General features: G+C 72.4%; 25 protein-coding genes. 12 read left to right on the plus strand and 13 right to left on the minus strand.

Annotated elements, in window-relative coordinates:
* Positions 1–20: 20 nt before the first annotated feature.
* Positions 21–959 (minus strand): ROK family glucokinase, encoded by a 939-nt coding sequence (locus ABD774_RS02455; RefSeq protein WP_345037250.1) that lies wholly within the window; start codon positions 957–959, stop codon positions 21–23.
* A gap of 128 nt (positions 960–1,087) precedes the next feature.
* Between ABD774_RS02455 and ABD774_RS02460 the strand changes: the two genes are divergently transcribed.
* From ABD774_RS02460 to ABD774_RS02470, 3 genes are all read left to right on the plus strand, one after another.
* Positions 1,088–2,926 (plus strand): AMP-dependent synthetase/ligase, encoded by a 1,839-nt coding sequence (locus tag ABD774_RS02460; RefSeq protein ID WP_345037252.1) that lies wholly within the window; start codon positions 1,088–1,090, stop codon positions 2,924–2,926.
* 151 nt (positions 2,927–3,077) lie between these two features.
* Entirely contained in the window at positions 3,078–4,856 is a 1,779-nt protein-coding gene (locus tag ABD774_RS02465; RefSeq protein ID WP_345037255.1) for a DEDD exonuclease domain-containing protein, read from the plus strand.
* Positions 4,857–4,927: 71 nt separating this feature from the next.
* A complete protein-coding gene (locus ABD774_RS02470) occupies positions 4,928–5,206 on the plus strand; it encodes an Lrp/AsnC family transcriptional regulator (protein ID WP_345037257.1) in 279 nt (92 codons plus the stop codon).
* Between the two features lie 124 nt (positions 5,207–5,330).
* On the opposite strand, the gene trpD is transcribed toward ABD774_RS02470, so the two are convergent.
* Together trpD and ABD774_RS02480 are read right to left on the minus strand one after the other, a co-directional pair.
* A complete protein-coding gene (gene trpD / locus ABD774_RS02475; protein WP_345037260.1) occupies positions 5,331–6,413 on the minus strand; it encodes an anthranilate phosphoribosyltransferase in 1,083 nt (360 codons plus the stop codon).
* Positions 6,410–6,847, minus strand: a complete 438-nt coding sequence (locus ABD774_RS02480; RefSeq protein WP_345037262.1) for a response regulator transcription factor — start codon at positions 6,845–6,847, stop codon at positions 6,410–6,412. Before ABD774_RS02480 ends, trpD begins: the two co-directional genes overlap by 4 nt.
* Before the next feature lie 435 nt (positions 6,848–7,282).
* Between ABD774_RS02480 and ctaE the strand changes: the two genes are divergently transcribed.
* The 5 genes from ctaE to ABD774_RS02505 all read left to right on the plus strand — a co-directional run bounded on the left by ctaE (position 7,283) and on the right by ABD774_RS02505 (position 12,586).
* Positions 7,283–7,900 carry an aa3-type cytochrome oxidase subunit III gene (gene ctaE / locus ABD774_RS02485; protein ID WP_248256044.1) on the plus strand — a complete coding sequence of 206 codons (618 nt, stop codon included), beginning with the start codon at positions 7,283–7,285 and terminating at the stop codon, positions 7,898–7,900.
* 61 nt (positions 7,901–7,961) lie between these two features.
* Positions 7,962–8,741 carry a cytochrome bc1 complex diheme cytochrome c subunit gene (qcrC, locus tag ABD774_RS02490; RefSeq protein ID WP_345037266.1) on the plus strand — a complete coding sequence of 260 codons (780 nt, stop codon included), beginning with the start codon at positions 7,962–7,964 and terminating at the stop codon, positions 8,739–8,741.
* The gene (gene qcrA, locus ABD774_RS02495; protein WP_345037269.1) at positions 8,738–9,793 is read left to right on the plus strand and encodes a cytochrome bc1 complex Rieske iron-sulfur subunit; all 1,056 of its coding nucleotides are present in this window, start codon (positions 8,738–8,740) and stop codon (positions 9,791–9,793) included. Before qcrC ends, qcrA begins: the two co-directional genes overlap by 4 nt.
* A gap of 59 nt (positions 9,794–9,852) precedes the next feature.
* Complete coding sequence (qcrB, locus tag ABD774_RS02500; protein ID WP_345037650.1) at positions 9,853–11,580, plus strand: cytochrome bc1 complex cytochrome b subunit; 1,728 nt, start codon at positions 9,853–9,855, stop codon at positions 11,578–11,580.
* A gap of 379 nt (positions 11,581–11,959) precedes the next feature.
* Positions 11,960–12,586: a superoxide dismutase gene (locus tag ABD774_RS02505; protein ID WP_345037271.1), complete on the plus strand. Its 627-nt coding sequence runs from the start codon at positions 11,960–11,962 to the stop codon at positions 12,584–12,586.
* Between the two features lie 362 nt (positions 12,587–12,948).
* On the opposite strand, the gene ABD774_RS02510 is transcribed toward ABD774_RS02505, so the two are convergent.
* The 6 genes from ABD774_RS02510 to ABD774_RS02535 form a co-directional block, all read right to left on the minus strand.
* Positions 12,949–13,392, minus strand: a complete 444-nt coding sequence (locus tag ABD774_RS02510) for a cytochrome c oxidase subunit 4 (protein ID WP_425554436.1) — start codon at positions 13,390–13,392, stop codon at positions 12,949–12,951.
* A complete protein-coding gene (gene ctaD / locus ABD774_RS02515) occupies positions 13,389–15,164 on the minus strand; it encodes an aa3-type cytochrome oxidase subunit I (RefSeq protein WP_345037274.1) in 1,776 nt (591 codons plus the stop codon). The genes ABD774_RS02510 and ctaD overlap by 4 nt, the downstream gene beginning before the upstream one ends.
* Positions 15,164–16,072: a cytochrome c oxidase subunit II gene (coxB, locus tag ABD774_RS02520; protein ID WP_345037276.1), complete on the minus strand. Its 909-nt coding sequence runs from the start codon at positions 16,070–16,072 to the stop codon at positions 15,164–15,166. The genes ctaD and coxB overlap by 1 nt, the downstream gene beginning before the upstream one ends.
* 328 nt (positions 16,073–16,400) lie before the next feature.
* Positions 16,401–17,363, minus strand: coding sequence for an FKBP-type peptidyl-prolyl cis-trans isomerase (locus ABD774_RS02525; protein WP_345037279.1), 963 nt, complete (start codon positions 17,361–17,363; stop codon positions 16,401–16,403).
* Between the two features lie 147 nt (positions 17,364–17,510).
* The gene (gene erpA / locus ABD774_RS02530) at positions 17,511–17,864 is read right to left on the minus strand and encodes an iron-sulfur cluster insertion protein ErpA (protein WP_345037281.1); all 354 of its coding nucleotides are present in this window, start codon (positions 17,862–17,864) and stop codon (positions 17,511–17,513) included.
* A gap of 145 nt (positions 17,865–18,009) precedes the next feature.
* Positions 18,010–19,260, minus strand: coding sequence for a glycerate kinase (locus tag ABD774_RS02535; RefSeq protein ID WP_345037283.1), 1,251 nt, complete (start codon positions 19,258–19,260; stop codon positions 18,010–18,012).
* A 211-nt stretch (positions 19,261–19,471) separates the two neighbouring features.
* Between ABD774_RS02535 and ABD774_RS02540 the strand changes: the two genes are divergently transcribed.
* Entirely contained in the window at positions 19,472–19,852 is a 381-nt protein-coding gene (locus tag ABD774_RS02540; RefSeq protein ID WP_345037285.1) for a DUF4333 domain-containing protein, read from the plus strand.
* Positions 19,853–19,922: 70 nt separating this feature from the next.
* Here the strand turns inward: ABD774_RS02540 and ABD774_RS02545 are convergent, their stop codons facing one another.
* Positions 19,923–21,275 carry a dipeptidase gene (locus ABD774_RS02545; RefSeq protein ID WP_345037287.1) on the minus strand — a complete coding sequence of 451 codons (1,353 nt, stop codon included), beginning with the start codon at positions 21,273–21,275 and terminating at the stop codon, positions 19,923–19,925.
* Between the two features lie 79 nt (positions 21,276–21,354).
* Here ABD774_RS02545 and ABD774_RS02550 point away from each other — a divergent pair, with 79 nt between their 5' ends.
* Together ABD774_RS02550 and ABD774_RS02555 are read left to right on the plus strand one after the other, a co-directional pair.
* On the plus strand, positions 21,355–21,933 hold the full coding sequence (locus ABD774_RS02550) for a DUF3043 domain-containing protein (RefSeq protein ID WP_345037290.1): 579 nt from the start codon (positions 21,355–21,357) through the stop codon (positions 21,931–21,933).
* Between the two features lie 105 nt (positions 21,934–22,038).
* Entirely contained in the window at positions 22,039–23,049 is a 1,011-nt protein-coding gene (locus ABD774_RS02555) for an aldo/keto reductase family protein (protein ID WP_345037292.1), read from the plus strand.
* A gap of 49 nt (positions 23,050–23,098) precedes the next feature.
* On the opposite strand, the gene ABD774_RS02560 is transcribed toward ABD774_RS02555, so the two are convergent.
* Genes ABD774_RS02560 through ABD774_RS02570 form a run of 3 tightly spaced genes read right to left on the minus strand, consistent with a single transcriptional unit; the run spans position 23,099 to position 25,030 of the window.
* Positions 23,099–24,130, minus strand: coding sequence for a quinone-dependent dihydroorotate dehydrogenase (locus ABD774_RS02560; protein WP_345037295.1), 1,032 nt, complete (start codon positions 24,128–24,130; stop codon positions 23,099–23,101).
* A 43-nt stretch (positions 24,131–24,173) separates the two neighbouring features.
* Positions 24,174–24,665 carry a hypothetical protein gene (locus ABD774_RS02565; RefSeq protein ID WP_345037297.1) on the minus strand — a complete coding sequence of 164 codons (492 nt, stop codon included), beginning with the start codon at positions 24,663–24,665 and terminating at the stop codon, positions 24,174–24,176.
* Positions 24,666–24,676: 11 nt separating this feature from the next.
* Positions 24,677–25,030, minus strand: coding sequence for a hypothetical protein (locus ABD774_RS02570; protein WP_345037300.1), 354 nt, complete (start codon positions 25,028–25,030; stop codon positions 24,677–24,679).
* A gap of 44 nt (positions 25,031–25,074) precedes the next feature.
* On the opposite strand from ABD774_RS02570, the gene ABD774_RS02575 reads away from it, so the two are divergent.
* Positions 25,075–26,550: a leucyl aminopeptidase gene (locus ABD774_RS02575; protein ID WP_345037303.1), complete on the plus strand. Its 1,476-nt coding sequence runs from the start codon at positions 25,075–25,077 to the stop codon at positions 26,548–26,550.
* The last annotated feature ends 159 nt before the right edge of the window (positions 26,551–26,709 follow it).

A 26,709-nucleotide genomic window follows, 5' to 3' on the forward strand; every position in this document is an offset into this window, starting at 1 on the left:
CGGTCCCGGCGCCGGCGGCGTCAGTACCGGGCCAGGTCCGCCGCGCCGATCATCCCCGCCTCGTTGCCGAGCGTCGCGGCCTCGATCCGCAGCTCGCCGCGGAACCCGCGCGCGGTGAGGTTGCGGCGGAAGGACTCGCGAGCGGGCTCGAGAAGGAGGTCGCCGGCCGCGACCACGCCACCGCCGACGACGGCGAGCTCGGGGTCGACGATCGCGGCCAGGTCCGCGATGCCCGCCCCCAGCCACTCGCCGAGGTTCGCGAGCAGCTCGACCGACAGCTCGTCGCCGGCGGCCGCCGCCTCGGTGACGTGCGTGCCCTTGATCTTCTGCCCCGGCCCGCCGGCCGCCGCGACGAGCGCGCCGGCCCGGTCGGGGTACGCCACGGCGGCGTTGCGCGCCGCCCGGGCCAGGGCCCGGCCGGAGGCGTACATCTCCCAGCAGCCCTCATGACCGCAGCCGCAGTAGTGGCCGTGCGGGACCATCTCCATGTGGCCGATCTCACCCGCCGCCCCGAACGCCCCGCGCAGCAGGTGGCCGTCGGCGATGATCGCCCCGCCCAGCCCGGTCCCCACCGTGAGCATCACCATGTTCTCGACGGCGCGGCCGCTGCCGAACCGGAACTCCGCCCAGCCGGCGGCGTTGGCGTCGTTCTCGATGACGATGGGCAGGTCGACGCCGCGCGCGAGCCGGTCGCGCAGCGGGTAGTCGCGCCAGGCGATGTTCGGCGCGAAGACCACGCCGTCGCGCCGCGGGCTGATGTAACCGGCGGCGGCCACCCCGACCCCGCCCACGTCCCGGCCCTGGCGCAGCTGCGCCACGGCCGCGACGACCGCGTTCTCGATGGCGGTCGGGTCGGTCGGGTCGGTCGGGAACCTGTCCGCGGCCAGCACCCGGCCCTCCTCGTCGACGACCCCGGCCGCGATCTTGGTCCCGCCGATGTCGACACCGATGGTCAGCATCTCGCCTCATCTCTCTTCGCTCGTGAGCGGCATCCTTGCGGTCCCGGCGTGTTCGGGTCGAGAGCCACGCCGCACCGGCCCGCCGGCCGATAGTGTGAGCCAACGCCACCCCTGCCGACGGAGACAGCATGGACGAGTTCACCACCCCCCGCCGCGTCGAGGTCGACCCCTCGCGCAGCATCACCGACTACCTGGTCGACCACGCCCGCGAACGCCCGGGCCAGGTGCTCTACGAGCAGAAGGTCGGCGAGGAGTGGGTGCGCTACGACGCCACCTGGACCCTCGCGCGCGTCGAGGAGATCGCCAAGGGCCTGATCGCGGCCGGGGTGGGGCTCGGCGACCGGGTCGCCATCATGTCCCGCACCCGGCTCGAGTGGACGCTCGTCGACCTCGCCGCCTGGCACGCCGGTGCGGTGCCCGTGCCCGTGTACGAGACGAGCTCGCCCGAGCAGGCGCAGTGGATCCTCTCGGACGCGGCGTGCGTGGTCGCCGTCGTCGAGAACGCGGACAACGCGGCGACCGTGGAGCAGGCGCGAGACGTCGACGGCGGGCTGCCCGTGCTGCGCGACGTCTGGCAGATCGACGACGGCGCCCTGGACACCCTCGCCGAGCTCGGCCGTGACGTGCCCGACGACGAGCTCGCCGCCCGGCGCGCGGCGGTCGGGCTGGCCGACCTCGCCACCATCATCTACACCTCCGGCACGACCGGACGCCCGAAGGGTGCCGAGCTCACCCACGGCAACTTCGTCGAGCTCTCCCTCGAGGCGATCGACGCCCTCGCCGTCGTGCTCCAGCCCCCGAACGCCCGCTCGCTCCTCTTCATCCCCCTCGCCCACGTCTTCGCGCGGTTCGTCGAGGTCCTCGTCCTCCTGGCCGGGAAGCCGCTGGGCCACACGCCGGACACCAAGCAGGCGGTCGCCGACTTCGCGACCTTCCGGCCCACCTTCATCCTGTCCGTGCCGCGCGTGTGGGAGAAGGTCTACAACGGCGTCGAGCAGCGCACGGGCGGCGGCCTGAAGACGAAGATCTTCCGCTGGTCGGCGAAGGTGGCCATCAGCTACTCCCGTGCGCTCGACACCCCGGGCGGTCCCTCGGCGGCCCTCAGGGCGCAGCACCGGGTGGCCGACAAGCTCGTGCTGTCCAAGATCCGGGCTGCCCTCGGCGGGCAGGCCCAGTACGCCGTCTCCGGCGGGGCGCCGCTGGGCGAGCGGCTCGGCCACTTCTACCGGGGCGTCGGGCTTGTCGTGCTCGAGGGCTACGGCCTGACAGAGACGACGGCGCCGACCAACGTGGTCCGTCCCGAGAAGATCAAGATCGGCACGGTCGGCCCGCCCATGCCCGGCACCTCGATCCGGATCTCCCCCGACGGCGAGATCCTCGCCAAGGGCATCCCGGTCTTCCGCGGCTACCACAACAACCCGGAGGCGACGGCGGAGGCGCTCGTGGACGGGTGGTTCCACACCGGCGACATCGGCTCCATGGACGAGGACGGCTACCTGCGGATCACGGGTCGCAAGAAGGAGATCATCGTCACCGCCGCCGGCAAGAACGTCGCGCCGGCGCCGCTGGAGGACGCCATCCGCGCCCACCCGCTCGTGTCCCAGTGCGTCGTCGTCGGCGACCAGCGTCCGTTCATCGGTGCCCTCATCACCCTCGACGCCGAGATGCTGCCGGGCTGGCTGAGCAACCACGGCAAGGAGCCGTTGACGGTCCAGGAGGCCGCACGTGACGCGTTCGTGCGCGAGCACCTGCAGATGGCGGTCGACCGGGCGAACACCAAGGTCTCCCGCGCCGAGCAGATCCGGGCCTTCCACGTCCTCGACGTCGACTTCACGGTCGACAACGGCTACCTCACGCCCTCGCTCAAGGTGAAGCGCAACGTCGTCCTGAGCGAGTTCGCCGGCACCGTCGACGAGTTCTACGCCAGCGCGGCCGCCACCCGGGCCGCCGGGGCCGCGTCCGCCTGACGGCGCCGCTCCGGCCTGCCGCGGGCCCGTCCCCTTCGCGGGGGCGGGCCCGTCCCCTTCGCCGGGGGCGGGCCAGTCTTTTCCCGAGGGGACGGGCCCGGCGCGGCGGGTCGCGGCCGGCGTGTCAGTGGCCGGACGTAGCGTGACGGCCATGCCCACCGCCCTGCTGGACGTCCCACCGGGTCGACGTCTCCCCCTCGACGACGCCACCCGCGCCGCGGACGGCACCGGTGCACCCGTCCAGCTCGGCCTGGACGAGATCGGCACACCGCTGCACGAGGTGACCTTCGTGGTGGTCGACCTCGAGACCACCGGCGGCTCGCCGGCGACCGCGGAGATCACCGAGATCGGTGCCGTGAAGGTGCGCGGCGGTGAGGTCCTCGGCGAGTTCCAGACCCTCGTGAACCCGGGCCTCGCGATCCCGCCGATGATCACCGTGCTGACCGGCATCACCAACGCGATGGTCGTCCAGGCACCGCGGATCGGGGAGGCGCTCCCCTCGTTCCTGGAGTTCGCCGGGTTCGGCGCCGGCACGGTGCTCGTGGCGCACAACGCCCGTTTCGACGTCGGGTTCCTGCGGCACGCCACGGAGCGCATGGGTCTGGCGTGGCCGCACCCTCAGGTGCTCGACACGGTCGCGCTCGCCCGGCGGGTGGTCACGCGGGACGAGGCGCCCAACCACAAGCTCTCCACCCTGGCCGCGCTCTTCTCGACTGCGGTCACCCCAGACCACCGCGCGCTGCACGACGCCCGCGCGACCGTCGACGTGCTCCACGCGCTCCTGGGACGGATGGCGCCGCTCGGCGTGACCCACCTGGAGGACCTGCGCACGGCCACCGACCCGGTCCCCCAGCGACGGCGCCGCAAGTCCTCGATGGCGGACGGCCTCCCGGAGTCCCCGGGCGTCTACCAGTTCCTCGGCCCCAACGGCGAGGTGCTCTACGTGGGGACGGCGGTGAACCTGCGCCGACGGGTGCGCCAGTACTTCACGGCCGCCGAGAAGCGTGCCCGGATCGGGGAGATGCTCGACATCGCGGTCGCGGTGCGCCCCGTGCCGTGCGCGACCGTGCTCGAGGCGCAGGTGCGCGAGCTGCGCCTCATCGCCGAGCTGGACCCGCCGTACAACCGGCGGTCCCGGCGCCCCGACCGCCGACCCTGGCTCCGGCTGACCGACGAGCCCTTCCCGCGCCTGAGCGTCGTGCGGCGCCTCCCGGCGACGGTCATGGGCGAGGCCCTGGGCCCGTTCAGCTCCCGCAGCGCGGCCGAGGCGGCGATGGAGGCGCTCCAGGAGATCTCCACCGTGCGCCGGTGCACGCCCAAGCTCCCGGTGACCGCGCGCCCGGGCGCCAGCTCCTGCGTGCTGGCGGAGATGTCGCGCTGCGGCGCGCCGTGCGTGGGCGGCCAGGACCGCACGGAGTACGCCGTGTCGATCTCGTCGGCGCGGCGGGCGCTGCGCGCCGACGTGGACGCCGCCGTGCAGGCGCTGCGCGCGAAGATCGCCGCCCTCGCCGCGCAGCAGCGCTACGAGGAGGCGGGCACCCAGCGCGACCGTCTCGCGTCGCTCCTGCAGGGAGCGCGCCGCGCCGAGCGGCTGCGGCCGCTCGTCACGACGCCGGAGATCGTGGCCGCCCGCCGCCGTGACGAGGGCGGCTGGGAGATCGTCCTGGTCCGGTACGGGCGCCTCGCCGGCAGCGCCGTCAGCCCGAGAGGCACGGACCCCATGGCCGTGGTGGGCTCCCTGACGACCGGGGGCGAGGCCGTCCCCGCCCCGGCGACCGCGTGCGGCGCGGCGCCGGTGGAGGAGACCGAGCTCGTCGCCCGCTGGCTCGAGCAGACGGGCGTGCGCCTGGTCAGCCTCGAGGAGGGGCCCGTCCCGCTCGCGTGCCCCGTGCGCGGCGCTGCGAGACACCAGGTCCCGGGCAGAGGATGATGGGGACCGTCCCGGTCCGCCCGCGCGCGCTGCGCGCGGGCGGCCCCCACGCCACCCGCTAGGAGCCCACCATGCTGACCGCCATCGTGCTCATCGACGCCGACGCCGCCCGGATCCCCGAGGTCGCCCAGGAGGTGGCCGAGCTCGATGGCATCAGCGAGGTGTACTCGGTGACCGGTGACATCGACCTGATCGCCCTGGCCCGCGTCCGCGAGCACGAGGACCTCGCCTCCGTCATCGCGGACAAGCTCAGCAAGGTCGAGGGAGTGATCCGCACGCAGACCTACATCGCGTTCCAGGCCTACTCGCGCCACGACCTGGAGCAGGCCTTCCACATCGGGCTGGACTGACGCAGTCCCCGGACGCCTGCACCGGTGCCGTCGGCCTCGGCAGCAGCAACGCGCCCGTACCCGCGAGTCGCGGGAACGGGCGCGTCGTCGTCAGCGGCGGCAGCGGTTGAGTGCCGCGGCCACGTCAGCGCGTGAGCTGGACCCACCGGTCGAGGAGGTCGGCGGCGGCCCCGGAGTCGACCGCGCGCGCGGCGTGCTCCAGGCCCGCCCGCAGCCGCTCGACCAGCGTGCCGGCGCCGGGCTCGGTCCCGGCCAACGAGCCGTGCGCCACGAGCGCCCCCGCGGCGTTGAGCAGGACGGCCTCACGCACGGGTCCGGGCTCGCCCGCGAGCACCCGGCGGGCGACGCTCGCGTTGTACTGGGCGTCCCGGCCGCGCAGGTCGGCAACGGTGGCCGGAGCCAGCCCGAGCTCGGCGACCGCGTCGAGAGTGTGCTCCACGACCTGCCCGTCCCGGACCTCCCACACCTCGTTCAGGACCGTGGCGCTGAGCTCGTCCAGCCCGTTCTGCCCGCGGAAGACCAGCGCGTCCGTGCCCCGGCTCGCCAGCACGCCAGCCACGAGCGGTGCGGTGGCGGCGTTGGAGACCCCGATCGCCCCCGCCCGGGGCCGTGCGGGGTTGGTCAGCGGCCCGAGCACGTTGAAGGCGGTGCCGACGCCCAGCTCGCGCCGGGTGGTGGCCGCGTGCCGCATGGACGGGTGGAAGAGGTTCGCGAAGCAGAACGTGATACGCAGCTCGCGGAAGACCTGCTCCACCCTGGGGATCGGCAGGTTCAGGTCCACGCCGAGGGCCTCGAGCACGTCCGCGGAGCCGGAGGACGAGCTGGAGGCACGGTTCCCGTGCTTCACCACACCGACCCCGGCGGCCGCGATGACGAGCGAGGCCATGGTGGAGATGTTCACCGTGTGCAGCCGGTCGCCGCCGGTGCCCACGATGTCGACCACGTCCGCGCCCGGGACGTCGATCGGCTCGGCGTGCGCGAGCATCGTGTCGGCGAGGCCGCGCAGCTCGTCGACGGTCTCACCCTTGGTCGCCAGACCGATGAGGAACCCCGCGAGCACGGCGGGCGTGGTCTGGCCCGTCATGACCTGGTCCATCGCCCACCCGGTCTGCGCCGCGGTGAGGTTCTGCCGGGCGACGAGCCGGGCGATGAGATCCGGCCAGCTGGGCGCGGCCTCGGCGTCGGTCCCGGTGAGCTCCGCGCTCACTGCTCGCGCCGCCCGGCGCGCAGCAGTCCGGCCACCGCCTCCTGGAGGGCGATGGGGTCGAGCGGGGCGGAGACGACGGCGTCGGCGTCGGCCCACGTGGCCAGCCACTGGTCCTGGGGCCTGGCCGTGAGGATGAGGATCGGCGGGCACTCGAAGATCTCGTTCTTGAGCTGGCGCGAGATCCCCATGCCACCGACCTTGGCGGCCTCGCCGTCGAGCACCAGGAGGGCGAAGCTGCCCTCCTCCACCTTCTTGACGACGCCGGCGTGGGTGGCCGACTCCGTCCAACGCACCAGGGGCAGCCCCTTGCCGGGACGCCGGCCGACGGCCTCGATGACCGCCCGTCGTGTGTCGACGTCGTCGCTGTAGATCAGCAGGTCGACGGTCTCCGGCTCGGTCGCCGCAGCCGCGTGGCCGATCTCGGTGCTGGTCATCGTCGTCCTCCAGGCAGGTGTGGGACGGCTCGCAGCCGCCCCGGTGGGTTCTCGTCATCAGGGTCCCGGCGACACGGGTCGCCCACCCTCGCCCTCATGCTAGTGCCGGGGCCCTCTCCCCACGGGAACCGTCCGCGGCTCGGCACCGTCGGCACCCTGTCAGAACCGAAGTGACAGGGGCGGGCAGCCGCCGCGTGAGGGTCGTCCGCTCGCTCCCCCACCCCGGCCCGCCCGGGCCGCGGATCCGGACATTCCGCGCGGACCGGACCACCGGCGTGCCGGGACCAAGGTCGGGTGAGGTCGACCTTTCCGCGGAACTACGCTCGAAGGGCCTCCGCGGCGAGACTCGCGCATCGGGCAGGTGGCCAGAACCGCCCCGATCTGCGCCATAATGACAGCGTGTCGTCAACTACTGCTGCCCGAAGCTCTGCCCCCGTGGCAGTCACCAGGCCGAACACGCTCTCCGTCGGCGTCATGGTCTGGCTGTCCAGCGAGCTGATGTTCTTCGCGGGCCTTTTCGCCATGTACTTCACGCACCGGTCCGTGGCCGGTCCCGAGGCGTGGGCCGAGCACTCCAGCGTGCTCAACTTCCCCTTCGCCCTGGGCAACACCACGATCCTGGTGCTCAGCTCGGTGACGTGCCAGATGGGCGTGTTCGCGGCGGAGCGCTTCCAGGCGCGGCGGACCGGCTCCCTCCTGAACGTCGCCCGCTGGGGGATGCAGGAGTGGTACACCCTGACGTTCCTCATGGGTGCCGTCTTCGTCGCCGGCCAGGTCACGGAGTACGCCGAGCTCATCCAGCACGGCCTGACGATCTCCAACAGCACGTACGGCTCGGTCTTCTACATCACGACGGGCTTCCACGCCCTGCACGTGATCGGCGGCCTCATCGCCTTCCTCTACGTCCTCGCCAGCTCGTTCGCAGCGCGCCGGTTCGGTCACCTCGAGGCCGGCCGCGCGGTCGTGACCTCGTACTACTGGCACTTCGTCGACGTCGTGTGGATCGGTCTGTTCTTCGTCATCTACGTGCTCGACTACGCGCTCGTCCAGTAGTTCCCCTTATCTCAGCCCTATTGCCAGCTATTCACTTCGACCCGAACGAGGACGTCCCATCGTGAAGGCACTCGCCGCCAGCAGGAGGAACCGGTACGCACCGGCCGTCCTCGTGCTGCTCGCCCTGATCCTGACCGGCGCGCTGTATGCCGTGCTGGCCCCCAAGCCTGCGACCGCCGCCACCGGCAACGCGCAGGACGTGGAGGCCGGCAAGGCGCTGTTCGAGGCCAACTGCTCCACCTGCCACGGCCTCGACGCGGAAGGCACGGACATCGCGCCGTCGCTCATCGGGGTCGGCGCCGCGTCGGTGGACTTCCAGATGGCGACCGGGCGCATGCCCATGGCCAACAACTCGCCCCAGGCCGAGGTCAAGCCGCCCCAGTTCGACGCCGAGCAGATCAGCCAGGTTGCGGCCTACGTCGCCTCCCTGGCCCCGGGCCCGCAGATCCCGACCGCCGAGCAGGTCGACCCCGCCGGCGGAGACCCCGCCAACGGGCTGGCGCTCTTCCGCACCAACTGCGCCATGTGCCACAACGCCGTCGGCGCCGGCGGCGCCCTGAGCGAGGGCAAGTACGCCCCCGCCCTCTACGACTCGACCCCCACCGAGATCTACGAGGCGATGCTCACGGGCCCGCAGTCCATGCCCGTCTTCAACGAGGCGAACATCGACCCCCAGGGCAAGCAGGACATCATCGCCTACCTCATGGAGCAGCGCGAGACCTCCGTGGGCGGCATCACCCTCGGCTCGCTCGGCCCGGTGGCCGAGGGCCTGTGGGTCTGGATCGTGGGAATCGGCGGGCTCATCGCGGCCGCCGTGTGGATCGGAGCGAAGTCCTCGTGAGCACTGACCAGCAAGTCGCGCCGCCTGCGGCGCAGCAGCCCGAGCGGTTCGAGAACCCCGGCCTGCCGGAGCACCGCGGACGCCTCGCGGACCTCGACCCCCGCGCCGCCAAGCGGGCGGAGCGCCAGGTCGCGCTGATCTTCGCGATCTCCGCCCTGGCCTCCGTCGTGGCGGTCGTCGCCTACTTCGTCATCCCGCTCGACTCCACCCTCGGCAGCGTGCGGCTCTCCAACCTCATCCTGGGCCTCGGCCTGGGCGTGGGCATGCTCGGCATCGGCGTCGGCGCCATCTACTGGGCCAAGACGCTCATGTCGAACGTCGAGTACATCGAGGAGCGCCACCCCCAGCGCTCGGACGCGGAGACCCGCCAGGTCGCCGCCGACATGATGCAGCACGGTGTGGAGGACTCCGGCATCGGCCGGCGTCCCGTCCTCAAGGGCGCCGTCGCGGGCGCCGCGGCCCTCGCGCCGCTCCCGTTCCTCGTCCCGCTCGTGGGGAACCTCGGCGGGGACTGGAACGTCAGCAAGTTCCGTCACACCCTGTGGGGCGAGACCCCGGAGGAGTTCTCCGGGCAGCTGCCCGACGGGTCCCTGGGACGCCGGCTCGCGATCGACCCGACCGACACCCCCATCAAGGCCGCCGACGTCACCATCGGCTCGGTCTTCCACGTCATCCCCCACGGCCTCAACGAGGCGGAGCATTTCTACGAGGAGAAGGCCAAGGCCGTCGTCCTCCTGGTGCGCCTCGACCCCACGATCCTCAAGGAGCCCGCCGACCGTCAGGACTGGTCCTACGACGGCATCGTCGCCTACTCGAAGATCTGCACCCACGTGGGTTGCCCGGTGGCGCTCTACGAGCAGCAGACCCACCACCTGCTGTGCCCGTGCCACCAGTCGACCTTCGACATCACCGACCAGGCCAAGGTCGTCTTCGGCCCGGCCAAGCGGCCCCTGCCGCAGCTGCCTATCGCCGTCGACGACGAGGGTTACCTCGTCGCCCGCAGCGACTTCAACGAGCCGGTCGGCCCGAGCTACTGGGAGCGCCTGAAGTGAGCATCTCCGCCTCCACGCCCACGGCCCAGCCGTCGGGCGAGTACCAGCCCTCGAAGGCGATGCGGGGCACCGCAGACCTTCTCGACTCGCGCGTCGGCGTCGGCAAGGCCGTCCGCTTCATCTCCCGGAAGATCTTCCCCGAGCACTGGTCCTTCCTGCTCGGCGAGATCGCGCTGTGGAGCTTCGTCGTGCTGATCCTCACGGGTCTGTTCATGACGATGTTCTTCGAGCCGTCCATGACGCACACCACCTACCCTGAGGACGCCCTCCCGGTGTCCCACCAGGGGATGGAGATGTCCGCGGCCTACGCCTCGACGGTCTACATGTCCTTCGAGGTCAAGGGTGGTCTGCTCATGCGGCAGATGCACCACTGGGCCGCGCTGATCTTCATGGCGGCGATCGTCACGCACATGATGCGCATCTTCTTCACCGGCGCGTTCCGCAAACCCCGCGAGATCAACTGGCTCGTCGGTTTCACCATGCTGATCCTGGGCCTGCTCGCCGGCTTCTCCGGCTACTCGCTGCCCGACGACGTGCTGTCCGGCAACGGTCTGCGCATCGCCGACGGCGTGGCCAAGGCGATCCCGATCATCGGCTCCTACGCGAGTTACGGGCTCTTCGGCGGAGAGTTCCCGGGCACGGACATTGTCCCGCGCCTGTTCACGGTGCACATCCTGCTCATCCCGGGCCTGATCATCGCCCTGGTGACCGTGCACCTGATCCTCATGGTTGTGCACAAGCACACCCAGTACCCCGGCGTCGGGCGCACCGACAACAACGTGGTCGGCTATCCCGCCTTCCCGGTCTACGTCGCCAAGATGGCCGGCTACTTCTTCATCGTGTTCGGCTTCATCGCCCTCATGGGCGCGCTGATCGCGATCAACAACGTGTGGAACTACGGGCCCTACGACCCCTCCCCCGTCTCGGCGGGCGCCCAGCCTGACTGGTACATGCTGTTCCTCGAGGGCGGCCTTCGGCTGATGCCGGGCTGGGAGGTCGTGATCGGCGGCTACACGCTGTCCCTGAACATCCTCATCCCCGGCGTGGTCATCCCCGGTCTGCTGTTCACGTTCATGGCCATCTACCCGTTCCTCGAGGCGGCCGCCACGAAGGACGTCCGCGAGCACCACGTGCTCGACCGGCCGCGCAACGTCCCGGTCCGCACCGCCCTCGGCGTGGCCTGGCTCAGCGCGTTCGTCATCCTCGTCCTCGCGGGGTCGAACGACCTGATGGCGACGCACTTCCACCTCTCCATCAACGACATCACGTGGGCGTTCCGCATCCTGTTCTTCGTGCTGCCGGTGGTGCTGTTCGTCGTGACCAAGCGGATCTGCCTCGGCCTGCAGCGCCGGGACCGCGAGCTCGCCCTGCACGGCCACGAGACCGGTCGCGTCGTCCAGATGCCCAACGGGGCGTTCATGGAGGTGCACAAGCCGCTCACGGACCACGAGCGCTGGATCCTCGTCGCCCACGAGGCGAAGCGTCCGATCGAGATCGAGCCGGCGACCGACCGCAACGGTGTTGCTCGCCCCGGTTACCGGGCGGACTCCTTCCGGCACAAGCTGTCCCGGTTCTTCTACGAGGACCGCATCGAGCCCGTGACCCCGGCGGAGCTGGCGGCCGCAGGCCACCACGGCGAGCTCGAGGAGACCGGGCATCACGCCGAGGGCATCCGCGGCGGCGCCGTCGCGCTCGACCACTTCCCCTCGACGACTCACGGCAGCGGCGACGCCGAGAGCGCGGCGGGTGGCTCGGTGGCCACGCTGGCACGCTCAGAGCGGCGCTAGAACCCGCATTCACGACGGCGGCCGGTCCCTGCGGGGGCCGGCCGCCGTCGGCGTTCCCCGGCGCAAGGGCCGCGGTGCAGGCGGCTCTCCGTGCAGGCGACTCCCTACGCAGGTCGCTCCCGGTGCAGGCGGTCTGTTCCGGTGGTGACGGCCTGACCGGTGGCAGCGAGGCTCGCGCGTCGTATCTGCGGCTGTGGTTGGACCCCGGGGCGGTGGTCGGAGCGTCCGTGTCCGTCTCCAAACGGACGCCGTGCGTCCACCTGGTGGACGGGCGGGAACAACGCGCGAGCGAATAGGTTGGACCATGTGACCGGGGCGACCCGGAACCAAACACCAGCGCGGCGCCGCACGGGTGCCGCAAGAGCACAGGAGGACATCCATGGCCGTCTACACGCTGCCCGACCTTCCGTACGACTACAGCGCCCTCGAGCCGCACATCAGCGGCAAGATCATGGAGCTGCACCACGACAAGCACCACAAGACGTACGTGGATGGTGCCAACACCGCGCTGGAGAAGATGGCCGAGGCTCGTGAGAAGGGCGACTTCGCCGCGGTGAACCTGCTCGAGAAGAACCTCGCGTTCAACCTCGGCGGTCACACGAACCACTCGATCTTCTGGAAGAACCTCTCCCCCGAGGGCGGCGGCCAGCCCGAGGGTGAGCTCGCCGAGGCGATCAAGGACTCCTTCGGCACGTTCGACGGGTTCGTCGGCCACTTCAGCGCCAACGCCACGGGCATCCAGGGCTCCGGCTGGTCCGTGCTCGCGTACGACTCCGTCTCGGGCAAGCTCGTGATCTTCCAGCTCTTCGACCAGCAGGGCAACGTGCCGGTCGGCGTCATCCCGCTGCTCATGCTGGACATGTGGGAGCACGCCTTCTACCTCGACTACCTCAACGTCAAGGCCGACTACGTCAAGGCGTTCTGGAACATCGTGAACTGGCAGGACGTGGCCGCCCGCCTGGCGACCGCGACGGCTCAGTCGAAGGGCCTCATCGTCTCCGCCTGACACGGCTCACCGCGCCGGCTACGGGCCCTGTGACTCCCGGCCGACCCGGGACCAGGCGCCGGCCGCGGAAGGCCCCCAGGAACGCTCCTGGGGGCCTTTTCGACGCCCTGGCACCTGGGGCGGGACTAGGTTCCGGACGTGCGGTTCGGCAGGCCGGCAGAGGCGCCGGGCCCGGGAGGCACGGACGCACGGACGCACGGACGCACGGACGCACGGACGCACGGACGCACGGACGCACGGACGCACGGACGCACGGACGCACGGACGCACGGCGCCAGACCCTGACCCAGGCCCACGGTGGTCGAGCCAGGATGCACGAGTGCCCCGGACCGCGGGGGTCCGGGGCACTCGGGTGGAGATTCTCAGTGCGCGTGCTGGCCGCGGGAGAACTCGAAGAGCTGGCCGACGAGTCCGACCAGGCCGACGACGATGCCGATCCCGACCATCCACCAGCCGAGGGCCAGACCGGCGAACGCCAGCGTCGCGGCGATGCCGAGCACGAGCGGCCACCAGCTGTGCGGGGCGAACACGCCGACCTCGCCCGCGCGGTCCTCGATGTCCGCCGTCGGGTTGTCCTCCGGCCGCGGGTCGACCCGCCGCGCGGTCAGCCACATGTAGCCGCCGGCGAGGGCGAACATCGCCCCGAGGAGGAAGAAGCCGACCACGCCGACCGGCTCCCAGTCCGCCACGAACCCGTAGAGGATCCCGACCGGGACGAAGAAGAGCACCCCGGCACTGAAGAGCCAGGCCTCCACCCGCATGGGCTTGACCTGCTCGGGCACGTGGTCGTCGTCGTGGTGGCTCATCGCTGCGTCCCTTCCTGGTCGTTGCGGACCGAACGCTCGGTGATGACGCGTTCGCGGCCGGCGACCTCAGGGCTCGCGTACAGCGAGTCCAGGAGGTCACGGTTGGGCTCGGGGTGGTCCATCGCGGCCACCTCCGGGTGGTGGAGGTCGAAGGCCGGGCGCTCCGACCGGATCCGCGGCAGCGAGGTGAAGTTGTGCCGGGGGAACGGGGAGGCGGTGGCCCACTCGAGGGAGTTGCCGAAGCCCCACGGGTCGTCGACGAACACGGTCCGCGGCCCACGCTGGGTGATGTAGACGTTCCAGAGGAACGGCAGGGTCGAGACGGCGATCAGCACGGCACCGACGGTGGAGATCTGGTTGTACAGCGTGAACCCGTCCTCGGGCATGTAGTCGGCGTAGCGGCGCGGCATGCCCTGGACCCCGAGCCAGTGCTGGACGAGGAACGTGGTGTGGAAGCCGATGAACAGGATCCAGAACTGGATCTTGCCGAGCTTCTCGTCGAGCATCCGCCCGGTCCACTTCGGCCACCAGAAGAAGAAGCCGGCGTACATCGCGAAGACCACGGTGCCGAAGACGACGTAGTGGAAGTGGGCGACCACGAAGTAGGTGTCGTGGACCTGGAAGTCCATCGCCGGGCTGGACAGGATGATGCCCGTCAGGCCGCCGAAGAGGAACGTGACCAGGAAGCCGAGGGAGTACAGCATCGGGGTCTCGAAGCTGAGCTTCCCCCGCCACATCGTCCCGATCCAGTTGAAGAACTTCACGCCGGTGGGCACCGCGATGAGCATCGTCATCAGGGAGAAGAACTCCAGCATCACGCCGCCGGTGGTGAACATGTGGTGCGCCCACACGGTCACGGAGAGGGCGGCGATGGCGACGGTGGCGAAGACGAGGCCCTTGTACCCGAAGATGGGCTTGCGGGAGAAGACCGGGATGACCTCGGAGACGATGCCGAAGAACGGCAGCGCGATGATGTAGACCTCCGGGTGGCCGAAGAACCAGAAGAGGTGCTGCCACAGCAGCGCTCCGCCTGCCTCCGGGTTGAAGATCTGCGCGCCGAGGATGCGGTCAGCGGCCAGGCCGAACAGGGCGGCGGCCAGCACCGGGAACGCCATCAGCGCCAGGATCGAGGTGATGAGGATGTTCCAGGTGAAGATCGGCATCCGGAACATCGTCATGCCGGGGGCCCTCATCGTGATGATCGTGGCGATGAAGTTGACGGAGCCGAAGATCGTGCCGAAACCGGTCATCGCCAGGCCGAGGACCCACAGGTCCCCGCCCAGGCCCGGGGAGAAGGTGGCGTTGGACAGCGGCGTGTACGCCGTCCAGCCGAAGCTGGCCGCTCCCTTCGGGGTGAGGAAGCCGGCAATGGTCACCAGACCGCCGAAGCTGAACAGCCAGAAGGAGAACATGTTCAGGCGGGGGTAGGCGACGTCCGGCGCACCGATCTGGACCGGCACGAGGATGTTGCCGAACGCCGTGAACAGCGGCGTCGCGAACAGGAACATCATGATCGTGCCGTGCATCGTGAAGAGCTGGTTGTACTGCTCCTTCGACTGCAGCAGCATCCCCGGCTCGAAAAGCTCCGCACGGATCAGCAGCGCGAGCACGCCGCCGATCATGAAGAACACGAACGCCGAGGCGATGTACATGTAGCCGATCGTCTTGTGATCGGTCGACGTCACCCAGCTGATGACCGTCCGTCCGAGGCTCTGCCGCTGCGGGCGCAGGCCGGGGACATAGTCGGGCCGGGTGGTGGTGATGGTCGCCATCAGTTCTGGTCCTCCTGCGCGACGAGGTACTGGCGGTTCAGCTCGTCACCGAGCCGGCCCGTCTGGCCGGCGTCACGCAGCTCGGCCATCTTGGCGTCGTAGGTCTCACGGTCGACGACCTCGACGTTGAAGAGCATCTCGGAGTGGAACTCGCCGCAGAGCTCGGCGCACTTGCCGGAGAAGACGCCCTCCTGCTGGGGGGTCACCTGGAACGTGTTGGTCCGGCCCGGGATGAGGTCCACCTTGTACAGGAACGCGGGGATCCAGAACGCGTGGGCCACGTCGCGGGACTTCACGGTGAAGGTCACCGTCTCGTCCACCGGCAGGTACAGGGTCGGGAGCGTCTCCTCGACGCCCTCCTCGCCGTTCAGCGAGACCCGGTCCCCCGAGTAGTAGACGTCGTCGGTCAGGTAGTTGAAGTCCCAGCTCCACTGCTTGCCGTAGACCTCGATCTCGAGGTCGGACTCCTGTGCGTCGTCGCGGATCTCGCCGCTCGCGGAGTCGGTGCCGGCCGCCTGCGTGGCGGGCGTGACGTCCTGGAAGTCGGCCGTGACCCGGCTGGAGAAGAAGAAGAGCGTGCCGATCATGAGGATCGGGACCACGGTGTACATCAGCTCGAGCGGCACGTGGTAGCGCAGCTGGACCGGCAGGCGGTCGTCGTTCTTGCGCTTGCGGTACGCGACGATGCACCAGATGGTCAGGCCCCACACCAGCACGCCGACGGCGAGGGCGGCGATCCACGACCCGTTCCACAGGTCGATCAGACCGGTGGTCCTGTCGGTCAGGCCCCGCTCGCTCGGGAGGAAGCCGACGTCGACGCCCTTGCCCGGCTCGCTGGGGAACTGATCCGCCGGTGCACAGGCGGCCGCCGTGACGGCGACCAACCCCGCGAGGGCGATGCTGCGCACAACAGGGCTACGGCCCTGGTGCCTGGACGTGGTACGCACGGGATCTGACCTTCCGACGCGGTGCTGAGTGGAGCGGGAGACCGACGGTGCCCCGGTCCGGCGCCGTGTGGGCGCGGGCGGGCACGGGACCTTCGTCCTCCGCGCCTACCTTATCCATGAAACCGGCCCCGGAACGCCCACCGACCGCGGTGTGGCTGCCGCGTTCTGTCGGCGCGTCAGCATCCGCGACGCCGTTTCGTCCGGTTCGTCCCGAGCCGATCCGCACCCCCGGACGACGACGGCCCGGCCGCCCCGTGGAGGGGGCGGCCGGGCCGTCGTGCGTGCGGTGTCAGCCCGCGGGAACCACGTCGATGATGTCGACGACGGCGGCCAGGGACGGCTGCGCCTCGGCGCCCTCCGCCGCCGCGCTGCCCGGGATCTGCAGGACGACCCGGGAGCCGGCCGGCACGTCGGCGAGCATGTCGAAGATGCTCCCGGTGCCCATGGTGACCGAGGTCACGCCCGACGTGGCCCACGTGGAGTTCTGCTGGCTGTTGTCCCACAGCGTCTCGCCGAACTGCACGAGCACGGTCGACCCGGCCGCCGAGGGCACGGGCTCGCCGGTGCCGGTCGCGATGACGGTGGCGGCGGGCTCCGTCGGCTCGGGGCTGCCCTCCTTGACGGAGATCGAGGCCTCCTCGCCGAGACCGCCCTCGACGGTGACGGGCAGGTCCGGTGCGGGCTCGACAGGGGCGGCGTCAGCCTGGCCCTTGACGTCGGGGGCGAAGGCGTCGACGACGTCGACGACGAAGACGAGGGTGTCCCCCGGCTTCACGGACCCGTCGGGCGTGCCCTCGGGGTAACCGAGCTCGGCCGGGATCGAAAGGAGGACGCGGTCCCCCACGTGCTTGCCGGTCAGCCCCTGCTTCCAGCCCTGGATCACACCGTTGAGGCTGAAGCCCGCCGGCGCGCCGCGCTCGAAGGAGCTGTCGAAGACCTCGCCGTCCCAGACCTGCCCCACGTAGTTCGCGACGACGAAGTCGTCGGCCCCGACCTCGGCGCCGTCGCCCTCCTGGAGAACCTCGGACTGGAGCTCGGCCGGCGCGCCGGAGCCGGGGAACTCGATCGTCGGGGCCTCGCCGAACGCCCCCTCGACCGCGGGCAGCTCGGTGCCGGCCGGCGTGGCCTCGGCGGAGGCGGTTGCGGAGGCAGAGGCGTCACCGCCGGGGTTCTCCTCGCTGCTCCCGCACGAGGCGAGGGTCAGGGCCGCGGCGAGCGCGAGAGTGGTCAGGACGGTGGGGCGACGGCGCAAGAGATCTCTCCAGGACGGTTGGGTCGGGCGGTAGGTGGGCCCCCGCCGTGCGGCGGCCCCCGGGGACACTTCCCCGGGCAGCGCGACGGCCCCGTGCCGGTCGCTCCGGCGCGGGGCCGCGCAGGCGAGCGGTGCTCGCCGGGTCGATCAGTGGAACGAGTCCCCGCAGGCGCAGGACCCGGTCGCGTTCGGGTTGTCGATCGTGAAGCCCTGCTTCTCGATGGTGTCCGCGAAGTCGATCGTGGCGCCCTCGAGGTAGGGCACACTCATGCGGTCGACGATGACCTCGACGCCGCCGAAGTCGCGCACCGCGTCGCCGTCGAGCATGCGCTCGTCGAAGTAGAGCTGGTAGATCAGGCCGGAGCACCCGCCGGGCTGCACCGCCACGCGCAGGCGAAGGTCGTCGCGTCCCTCCTGCTCCAGCAGCGTGCGAACCTTGTTCGCCGCGACGTCGGTCAGCTCCACGCCGTGGGTGGTGACCTTCTCGGTGGTCTCGCTCATGGGTATCTCCGCTTCCTCGGGACGTCTTCCTCCAACGCCAACGGCGTCGTCCGCCGCGTTGTTCCCCCAGCAGCGTACGTCCTCCCGGGCCCGGAGCGCACGGACCCTCGTCCCGACGGCGAGGAGGAACGGCTCGGCGGCCCGCTCAGGCGGACCAGGTGCGCGCCAGCCGCGCCGCGCGGGCCACGAGCGCCGCGGGCAGGTCGGTGGGGGCGCCGTCCTCGTCCGCGTGGGCACCGGCCGGCGTGGGCGCGCCGCCCGTGCGCCGGCGGCCGCCGTCGTGCACCTCGTACGTCCCGCTGATGGCGAGCGGGGCGACCTCGCGGCGGCTGGTGCGAACCTCCTCCGCGACCACGACCACCGGCAGGGCGTGGTGCAGGGAGGCGCGGGCGACGGTGGCGACCACCGACTCGGTGAGGCTGCGGGCGTCCAGGACGCGCCCGCCCGTCACCACCAGGTCGGCCTCCCCCACGGCCCCGCGGAGCCCGACCGCGTCGGCGACCACCTCTGCCCCGGGCAGGGCCCGGGCCCCCAGGAGGCGCAGCAGGAAGGCGCTGCCCCCGGCGGCCCCGCTCCCCTCCTGGCGTGCGGCGCGGCCCGCCGCGGGTGACGCGCCGGCGACGGTGAGCAGGGTGCGGGTGGGCAGCGTGACGGCGTGCCGCTCAAGCAGGTCGGTGGCGTGCCCCAGCGCCCGCTCGAGCTCCTGCGCGAGAGCCGGTCCGATCGCGGGGTCCTGCCCGAGCACCGCTCCGGCGCCGTGCAGGCCGAGCAGGGGCAGGTCGTCGGCGACGGCGAGCACCACGTCGTGGCCGGCGAGAGCCTCGCGCGCGGGGCCGAGCAGGGCCGCGACGTCCGGCCCCAGCGCACCGAGCCCCGCCGCCCCGGCGTTCAGCGGCGCGGCGGACTCCCCCGGCGCGGCCCCGGCGGCCGTGGCGAGAGCGTGGAGGAGGCCGGCCCCGCCGTCGTGGACCGCGGCGGTGGCCGGGAGACCCACGACGACGCGGCGGGCCCCGGTGGCCAGGGCCGCGGCCAGCAGAGTGCCCAGGCCGGCGCTGGTCCCCCGGCGCGCCGCCTCGGCACGCTCGTGGGACCGGACGAGGTGCGTGCCAAGGACCTGGTCGGCCTCGACGTAGACGGTGCCGCCCGCGGAGCCCGGCACGTGCAGCACGGCGGCCGCCACGGCGGACCCGAGCGGGCCGGAGGCCGGCACGGGGACGAGACGCCCCCCACGCGCGTCGGCGACGACGTCGAGGAGCCCGGCGGAGCCGTCGGAGAGCGGCAGCTCGCTCACGGTGTCGTCCGGGGCGCCCTGCGCCCAGCCGGCCGCCAGCGCGTGCGCGGCCTGGACGGCCGTGGCGGTGCCGGAGAAGCGGTCGGGGGCGATGAGGATGCGCACGGCGCCATCATCCCAGCAGCCGCACGGCCGGGACGCCGACCGCAGACCACGGCCGGGACGACTGCCGCCCGCCTTCTATGGCGGCCCGCGGGGCGTGGGCCCACCGGGACCGCCATGGTCCTCCCGGCCGGCGGGCCATAACGGCTCCGGAGGGCCGGAAAGCCGCCGTTGTGGCAGCATCTGCGCAGTGAACCGGGCGAGAGGGCGGACGATGACGAAGGCGGCGCGGACGGCTCCCGCGTGGGTCCTCCCGGTGCTGGGCGCCCTCGTGCTCGCCGGCTGCTCGGGCTCGCGGACGGTGGAGCCGCTCGCGCCCGAGGTCGTGGCGGAGCAGATCGCCGACGCGCTCCAGGAGGAGGTCGGGGTCCGGCCGGTCGTCGCGTGCGCCGAGGAGCTCGAGGCCGAGGTCGGCGCCGAGGTCGTGTGCGACCTCACCACCGAGGCGGACCCGGAGACGATCTACCCCGTCACCGCGACGGTGACGGCGGTCGACACCGAGACGGGGCAGGTGGACTTCGACGTCGCCGTCGCCGACGCTCCAGAGGGCAGCGAGGGCCCGGCGACGTCGACCGAGCCCACCGGCACCGGCTGAGCGGCCCGCGGGGCGAGCCGCCGAACGCGGCGGCCGGTGGCGGCCGGTGGCGGCCGGCGCGACCCGCCAGTCAGACGCGGCCGGCCAGGCGTCCCAGCAGCAGCGCCTCGGCGAGCACGACCTTCTCCAGCTCCCCCAGGTGGACGGACTCGTCCTCGCTGTGCGCGCGCGAGTCCGGGTCCTCGACCCCCGTGACGAGGATCTTCGCCCCGGGGAAGACCTCCTGGAGCTCGGCGATGAACGGGATCGACCCGCCCACGCCGATGTCGACGGGCTCACGCCCCCACGCCTGGGCGAACGCCCAGCGCGCGGTGCGCATCTCCTCGGTGTCCTCCGTGGCGTCGAAGGCCTGCCCCCGCTCGCCCGGGGTGACGGTGACCTGGGCGCCGAAGGGGGCGTGGGCCAGGAGGTGGTCGTGCAGGAGCCGCTCGGCCTCGGCGGGGTCCTGCCCGGGAGCGATGCGCATGGACAGCTTCGCCCGGCAGACCGGGGCGATGGTGTTGGACGCGTGCGCCACGGACGTGGCGTCGACACCGATGACCGAGATCGCGGGCCGGGTCCACATCCGGGCCGCGAGCGGCCCCGTCCCGGCGAGGCGGTAGCCGTCCACGACGGCGGCGTCGGCGCGGAACTGGTCCTCCGGGTACTCCACGGCGGCCTCGGGTCGCGAGACGAGCCCCGCCACCGCGACGTCGCCGTGGTCGTCGTGCAGGGTGGCGACGAGGCGGGACATGAGCGTGACGGCGTCGAGGACCGGGCCGCCGAACATCCCCGAGTGGACGGCGTGGCCGAGCACCCGCACCTCGACCTCGCAGTCGACGAGGCCGCGCAGGGACGTGGTCAGCGCCGGGACGCCCACCTGCCAGTTGCTGGAGTCGGCGACGACGATGACGTCGGCCTCGAGCCGGGCCCGGTAGGCGCGCAGGAACGGCGTGAAGGTCGGCGAGCCGATCTCCTCCTCGCCCTCGACGAAGACGGTCACCCCGACCCCGAGCTCGTCGCCGAGGACGCGCAGGGCCCCGACGTGGGCCATGATCCCGGCCTTGTCGTCGGCGGCGCCGCGCCCGTAGAGCCGGTCGCCGCGCAGGGTCGGCTCGAACGGGTCGCTCCCCCAGCCGGCCGCCTCCCCCGGGGGCTGGACGTCGTGGTGGGCGTAGAGGAGCACGGTGGGTGCGCCGTCGGGACCGGGACGGTGGGCGAGGACGGCGGGGCGTCCGTCGGGCAGCTCCACCTCGAGGACGTCGACCTGCGGCATGCCGGCGTCGCGCAGCAGCGCGGCGACGGCCTCGGCGCTGGCGCGGACGTGAGCCTGGTCGAAGGCGGGGGCGGAGACGCTGGGGATGCGGACCAGCGCCTCGAGGTCGGAGCGGATCTGGCCGAAGGCCTCGTGGGTGCGGCGGGCGAGTTCGTCGACGGAGGTCACCCGAGCGAGCGTAGTGCCCACGCGTCCGGCCCCCGGCGGGACGCCGCGGCAGGGGGGCGCGCTCGACTACCCTGCTGGGGTGATCGGACGCAAGAGCACCCCCGTCGAGCCTGAGCCGCAGCCCGTGGAGACCACCAACGGCAAGGGCCGCCCCACGCCCACGCGCAGGGAGGCCGAGTCGCGCAACAAGCGCCCGCTCGTGCCGGACGACCGCAAGGAGGCCAAGCGGATCGCGCGCGAGAAGCGCAACGAGGCGTACCTCAAGCAGCGCCAGGCCATGGCCACCGGCGACGAGCGCTACCTCCCGCTGCGCGACAAGGGGCCCGTGCGCCGGTACGCCCGCGACTACGTCGACGCCCGCTGGTCGATCGCGGAGTTCTTCATGCCGCTGGCGCTGCTGATGATCGTCGCGATGATGTTCGCCGGGCGCTATCCCCAGCTGGCGAACGCGCTGGTGCTCGCCATGTACGGGGTGCTGCTCGTGGCGATCGTGGACTCCCTGATCATGGTCCAGCTCCTCAAGCGCCGGCTGCGCAACAAGTTCGGTGCCGACCAGGTCCCGCCATGGACCGGGTTTTACGCGTTCGGGCGCAGCTTCTACTTCCGCCGGATGCGCCAGCCGAAGCCGCAGGTCGGACGCGGCGAGTACCCCGCCTGAGCCTCGCTGCGGGTCCCGCCTGAGCCTCGCTGCGGGTCCCGCCGGAGCGGACCGGGGGCGTCCGTCGCCGCGCGGACGGCGCGCGCCGGTCCCTACGATCGGGTCATGGTCAACCACGTCCACCTCGGCCGCTCCGGCCTGAAGATCTCCGAGATCGTCTACGGCAACTGGCTCACCCACGGCTCCCAGGTGGACCAGGACACGGCCCTGGCGTGCGTGCGCGCCGCCCTGGACGCGGGTATCACCACGTTCGACACCGCTGACGCCTACGCCAACGGCAAGGCCGAGAAGGTCCTCGGCAAGGCCCTGAAGGGGCAGCGCCGGGAGTCGCTCGAGATCCTCACGAAGGTCTACTGGCCCACCGGACCGAAGGGCCCGAACGACTCCGGGCTCTCGCGCAAGCACATCATGGAGTCGGTGAACGCCTCGCTGCGGCGGCTGGGCACCGACTATGTCGACGTCTACCAGGCGCACCGCTACGACGTCGCCACGCCGATCGAGGAGACCATGCAGGCCTTCGCGGACGTCGTGCGCCAGGGCAAGGCGCTGTACATCGGGGTCTCGGAGTGGACCGCGGAGCAGATCCGTTTCGCGCACGACTTCTCCACCGACCTGGGCTTCCAGGTCATCTCCAACCAGCCGCAGTACTCGATGCTCTGGCGGGTGATCGAGGAGCAGGTGATCCCGACGTCGGAGGACCTCGGGATCTCGCAGATCGTCTTCTCCCCGGTCGCCCAGGGGGTGCTCAGCGGCAAGTACGCCCCCGGCGGGGAGCTGCCCAAGGGTTCGCGGGCCCGGGACAAGAAGGGCGGCGCCTCGACGATCAAGCGCTTCCTCGACGAGGACCTCCTGAACCGGGTCCAGGAGCTCCGGCCCGTGGCCGAGGACCTGGGCCTCACCATGGCGCAGCTGGCCGTGGCCTGGGTGCTGCAGCACGGCAACGTCGCCGCCGCGATCATCGGCGCGTCCCGCCCCGAGCAGGTGGCGGAGAACGTGAGCGCCTCGGGGGTGCGGATCCCCGAGGAGGTGATGACGCGCATCGACGACATCCTCGGCGACGCCGTCGTCCGCGACCCCGCTCTGACCTGGGAGAACGCGCCGCACGGGCGGCCCTGACCGCGCCGCAGCCGCCAGCACCGGCACGGGCGCCGGGCGCGCGCCCCCCTCAGCGGTGGGCGAGGGCCCGGTTGATCCGCCCCGGCCAGGCCGGCCCCTCGTAGACGAACGCGCTGTAGGCCTGGAGCAGGTCCGCGCCGGCGTCGATCATCGCGCGGGCGTCGGACTCGGACGCGATGCCGCCGACGCCGATGATCGTCGCCCCCTCCCCCAGCCGGCGCCGCAGGCGGGCGACGACGGCGCGCGAACGCTCCTGCAGCGGCGCGCCCGAGAGCCCGCCCGGGCCGAGGTCGTGGGCGACGGTGGTGTTGGTCGCCACGACACCCGCGAGGTCGAGCTCGAGCACGAGGTCCGCGACGGCGTCGACGTCCTCGTCGCTCAGGTCCGGGGCGATCTTGACGAACAGCGGGACCGCGCGCCCGGCCGACTCGTCGGCCGCGGCGCGCACCGCCGCGAGGATGGGCCGAAGCGAGTCGACGGCCTGCAGGTCGCGCAGCCCCGGCGTGTTGGGCGAGGAGACGTTGACCACGAGGTAGTCGGCCCACCGGGCGACCTGGCGGGCGCTCGTCACGTAGTCGGCAACCGCCTCCGTCAGCGGGGTGACCTTGCTCTTCCCGATGTTCGCGCCGACGACGACGGAGCGGCCCCGCCGGGTGGCGCGCAGCCGCCGCAGCTCCTCACCGGCCGCCGCAGCCCCGCGGTTGTTGAAGCCCATCCGGTTGCGCAGGGCCCGCAGCTCCACGTGGCGCCACAGGCGCGGGCGCTCGTTCCCGGGCTGCGGGAGCGCCGTAACCGTGCCGACCTCGACGAACCCGAAGCCGAGCATGTCCATGCCGAGCACGGTGTCGGCGTCCTTGTCCATGCCTGCCGCGAGACCCAGTACGCCCGCGACGGGCCTGACGAACGGTCCGCCGTCGGCCGCGCCGGGCACCGGGACGGCGGGGCGCCGTCCGAGCGTGACGCGCACCGCGCCGGAGAGCACCGGGACCCGCGAGACCGTCCGGATGAGGCGCATCGCGAGCAGGTGCGCCCGCTCTGGATCGACGCGGACCGCCAGCGTGCGGAAGAGGAGGGGATACACGCCGCGAGCCTACCGGCGTGGGTGCCGACGCCCCCGGAGGGGGTCAGCGTTGCTCGGCGCGGGCGGCGATGCGGGCCGGGCTGGAGTGCCACAGCCAGGCGATCCCCAGCAGCGGGAGGACGGCCGGCACGTAGCCGTAGCCGCTGCCGAACCCGGACCACACCGTGTCGTCCGGGAAGAGCTCCGGGCGCACCAGGCTCAGCGTGCCGACGGTGGCGACGCCGACGAGCTCGAACACCACTGCGATCCAGCCGGCGCGGCGCATGCGGCGCCCGTTGTGGCCCAGCGCGACCGTGGCGAGCACGTACACCAGGCCGGCGACGGCGGAGAGGGTGTAGGCCAGCGGGGCCTCGTGAGCCTTGGTGATCAGCTGCACGCCGGCGCGGGCGGTCGCGGCGACGGCGAAGATCCCGTACACGAGGATCAGGACCCGCCCGAACCCGTAGGCGGGCCGGCGCGTGTCCTCCGCCGACGTCGTGACCACGTGCTCGCGTCCGTGGCTGGCCACCGGCGCCTGCTCGTCGCTCCTGCTCATGCCGTCCTCTTTCACGCCGTCCATAGCTGCCAGACCCGGGCCTGCATCGCCAGGATCGCGACGCACACCACGAGCAGCGCCACCGAGCTGGTCCGCGTGCGGTCGGTCATCGCCCAGACGGCGGCGACCGGCAGCAGGAACAGGGCGGTGATCAGGTACCCCCAGAAGGTCCACGGCTCCTCGGGCCCGTGCCCGCCGGCGCCGGCCACCAGCGCGACGACCGTCTGGGCCAGCAGCGCCAGCTCGACCGCGGCGCCGCCCACCAGCTGCTTGAACAGCACCGGACGGCCGCGCACCGCGTACCACGCCGCCCACAGGCCGAGGGCGCCGGCCAGGACGGAGGTGAGCAGGACGGTGAGGAGCACCCCGGGAGATTACCGCCCCCGGGGGCCGGGCTAGCATTCGGGAGGTGACCGACCTGAAGCTCAGCACCAAGGATCCTGCCCGCACCAGCGCCGACGCGATCGTTCTCGCCGTCGCCCAGGACGACGACGGCCCCCGCCTCCTGCCCGCCGGGCTCCCGCGGAAGAGCCTCGCCGCGCTGGCGGACCTGCTGCCCGCCCTCGGGGTGAGCGGCAAGGCGGACGAGGTGGTCCGCGTGCCCGCCGGAGAGCAGCTCGCCGCGACCGTCGTCGTGCTCACGGGCGTGGGCAAGGTCACGGACGGCGAGGTCGGCCTCGAGGCGCTGCGCCGTGCGGCCGGGGCCGCGGTGCGCTCGCTAGCCGGGTCCGCGGACGTCGTGCTCGCGCTGCCGGCCGACCGCGCCGACCAGGTCGGCGCGGTCGCCGAGGGTGCCCTGCTCGGCGCCTACCGGTTCGACCACTACAAGACCTCCGACCCTGCCCCCGTGGCCCGGATCGAGCTCGCCACCGCGGCCGCGCGGCAGAAGGAGGTCCGTGCGGCGCTCGCCCGGGCCCAGGCGGTGGCCGACGGCGTGCGCGGGGCGCGGGACCTGGTCAACGCCTCACCGCGGCACCTGTACCCGGAGTCCTTCGCGGAGGAGGCGCGGGCGGCCGCCAAGGGCAGCCACGTCAAGGTCAGCGTCCTCGACGAGGAGCAGCTCGCCGCCGGCGGCTACGGCGGTCTCGTCGGCGTCGGGCAGGGCTCCGCCCGGCCGCCCCGCCTCGTCAAGGTCGTCCACGCGCCCGCCCGCGCCCGGGCCCACTACGCCCTCGTCGGCAAGGGCATCACGTTCGACTCCGGCGGCCTCTCCCTCAAGCCCGCGAAGGGCATGGAGAACATGAAGGACGACATGGCCGGCGCCGCCACCGTCCTGCACACCGTGCTCGCCGCGGCCGCCCTCGACCTGCCCGTGAAGGTCACCGGCTGGCTCGCTCTGGCGGAGAACATGCCCGGCGGCGGCGCCCAGCGCCCCTCCGACGTCGTCACCATGCGCGACGGCACCACGGTGGAGGTGCTCAACACCGACGCCGAGGGCCGGCTCGTGATGGCCGACGCCCTCGCCGCGGCACGTGAGGAGAGCCCGGACGTCATCATCGACATCGCCACGCTCACCGGAGCCCAGATGGTCGCCCTCGGCAGCCGCGTCGGCGCCGTCATGGGGACCGACGCCGCCCGCGAGGAGATCGTGGCGGCCGCCGGGTCCGCCGGCGAGCAGTTCTGGCCGATGCCGCTGCCCACCGAGCTGCGCGAGTCGCTGAGGTCGCCCGTCGCGGACCTCGCCAACATGGGCGACCGGTACGGCGGCATGCTCGTCGCCGGGCTGTTCCTCAAGGAGTTCGTCGGTGACGTCCCGTGGGCCCACCTCGACGTCGCCGGCCCCGCCTACAACGAGGGCACCCCGTACGGCTACACGCCCAAGGGCGGCACGGGGATGGGGCTGCGCACGCTGCTCTCCGTGCTCGAGGCGGCCGCGGAGCGCTGAGGGTGAGGCGCTGGCGCCGGGTCACCGGCGCGCGGCGCACCGGCCGGTGTGACGGACAGCACCCGCCGGCGGCGGGGCTCGCGGCCGGGGACGAATGGGCCTGGACGCGGTTTGGGTGAAACAATGGCCGCGAACCTGACCCAGCCAGGGTCATTGCGC

The sequence above is a fragment of the Georgenia daeguensis genome (assembly GCF_039537705.1).
Taxonomy (GTDB): domain Bacteria; phylum Actinomycetota; class Actinomycetes; order Actinomycetales; family Actinomycetaceae; genus Georgenia; species Georgenia daeguensis.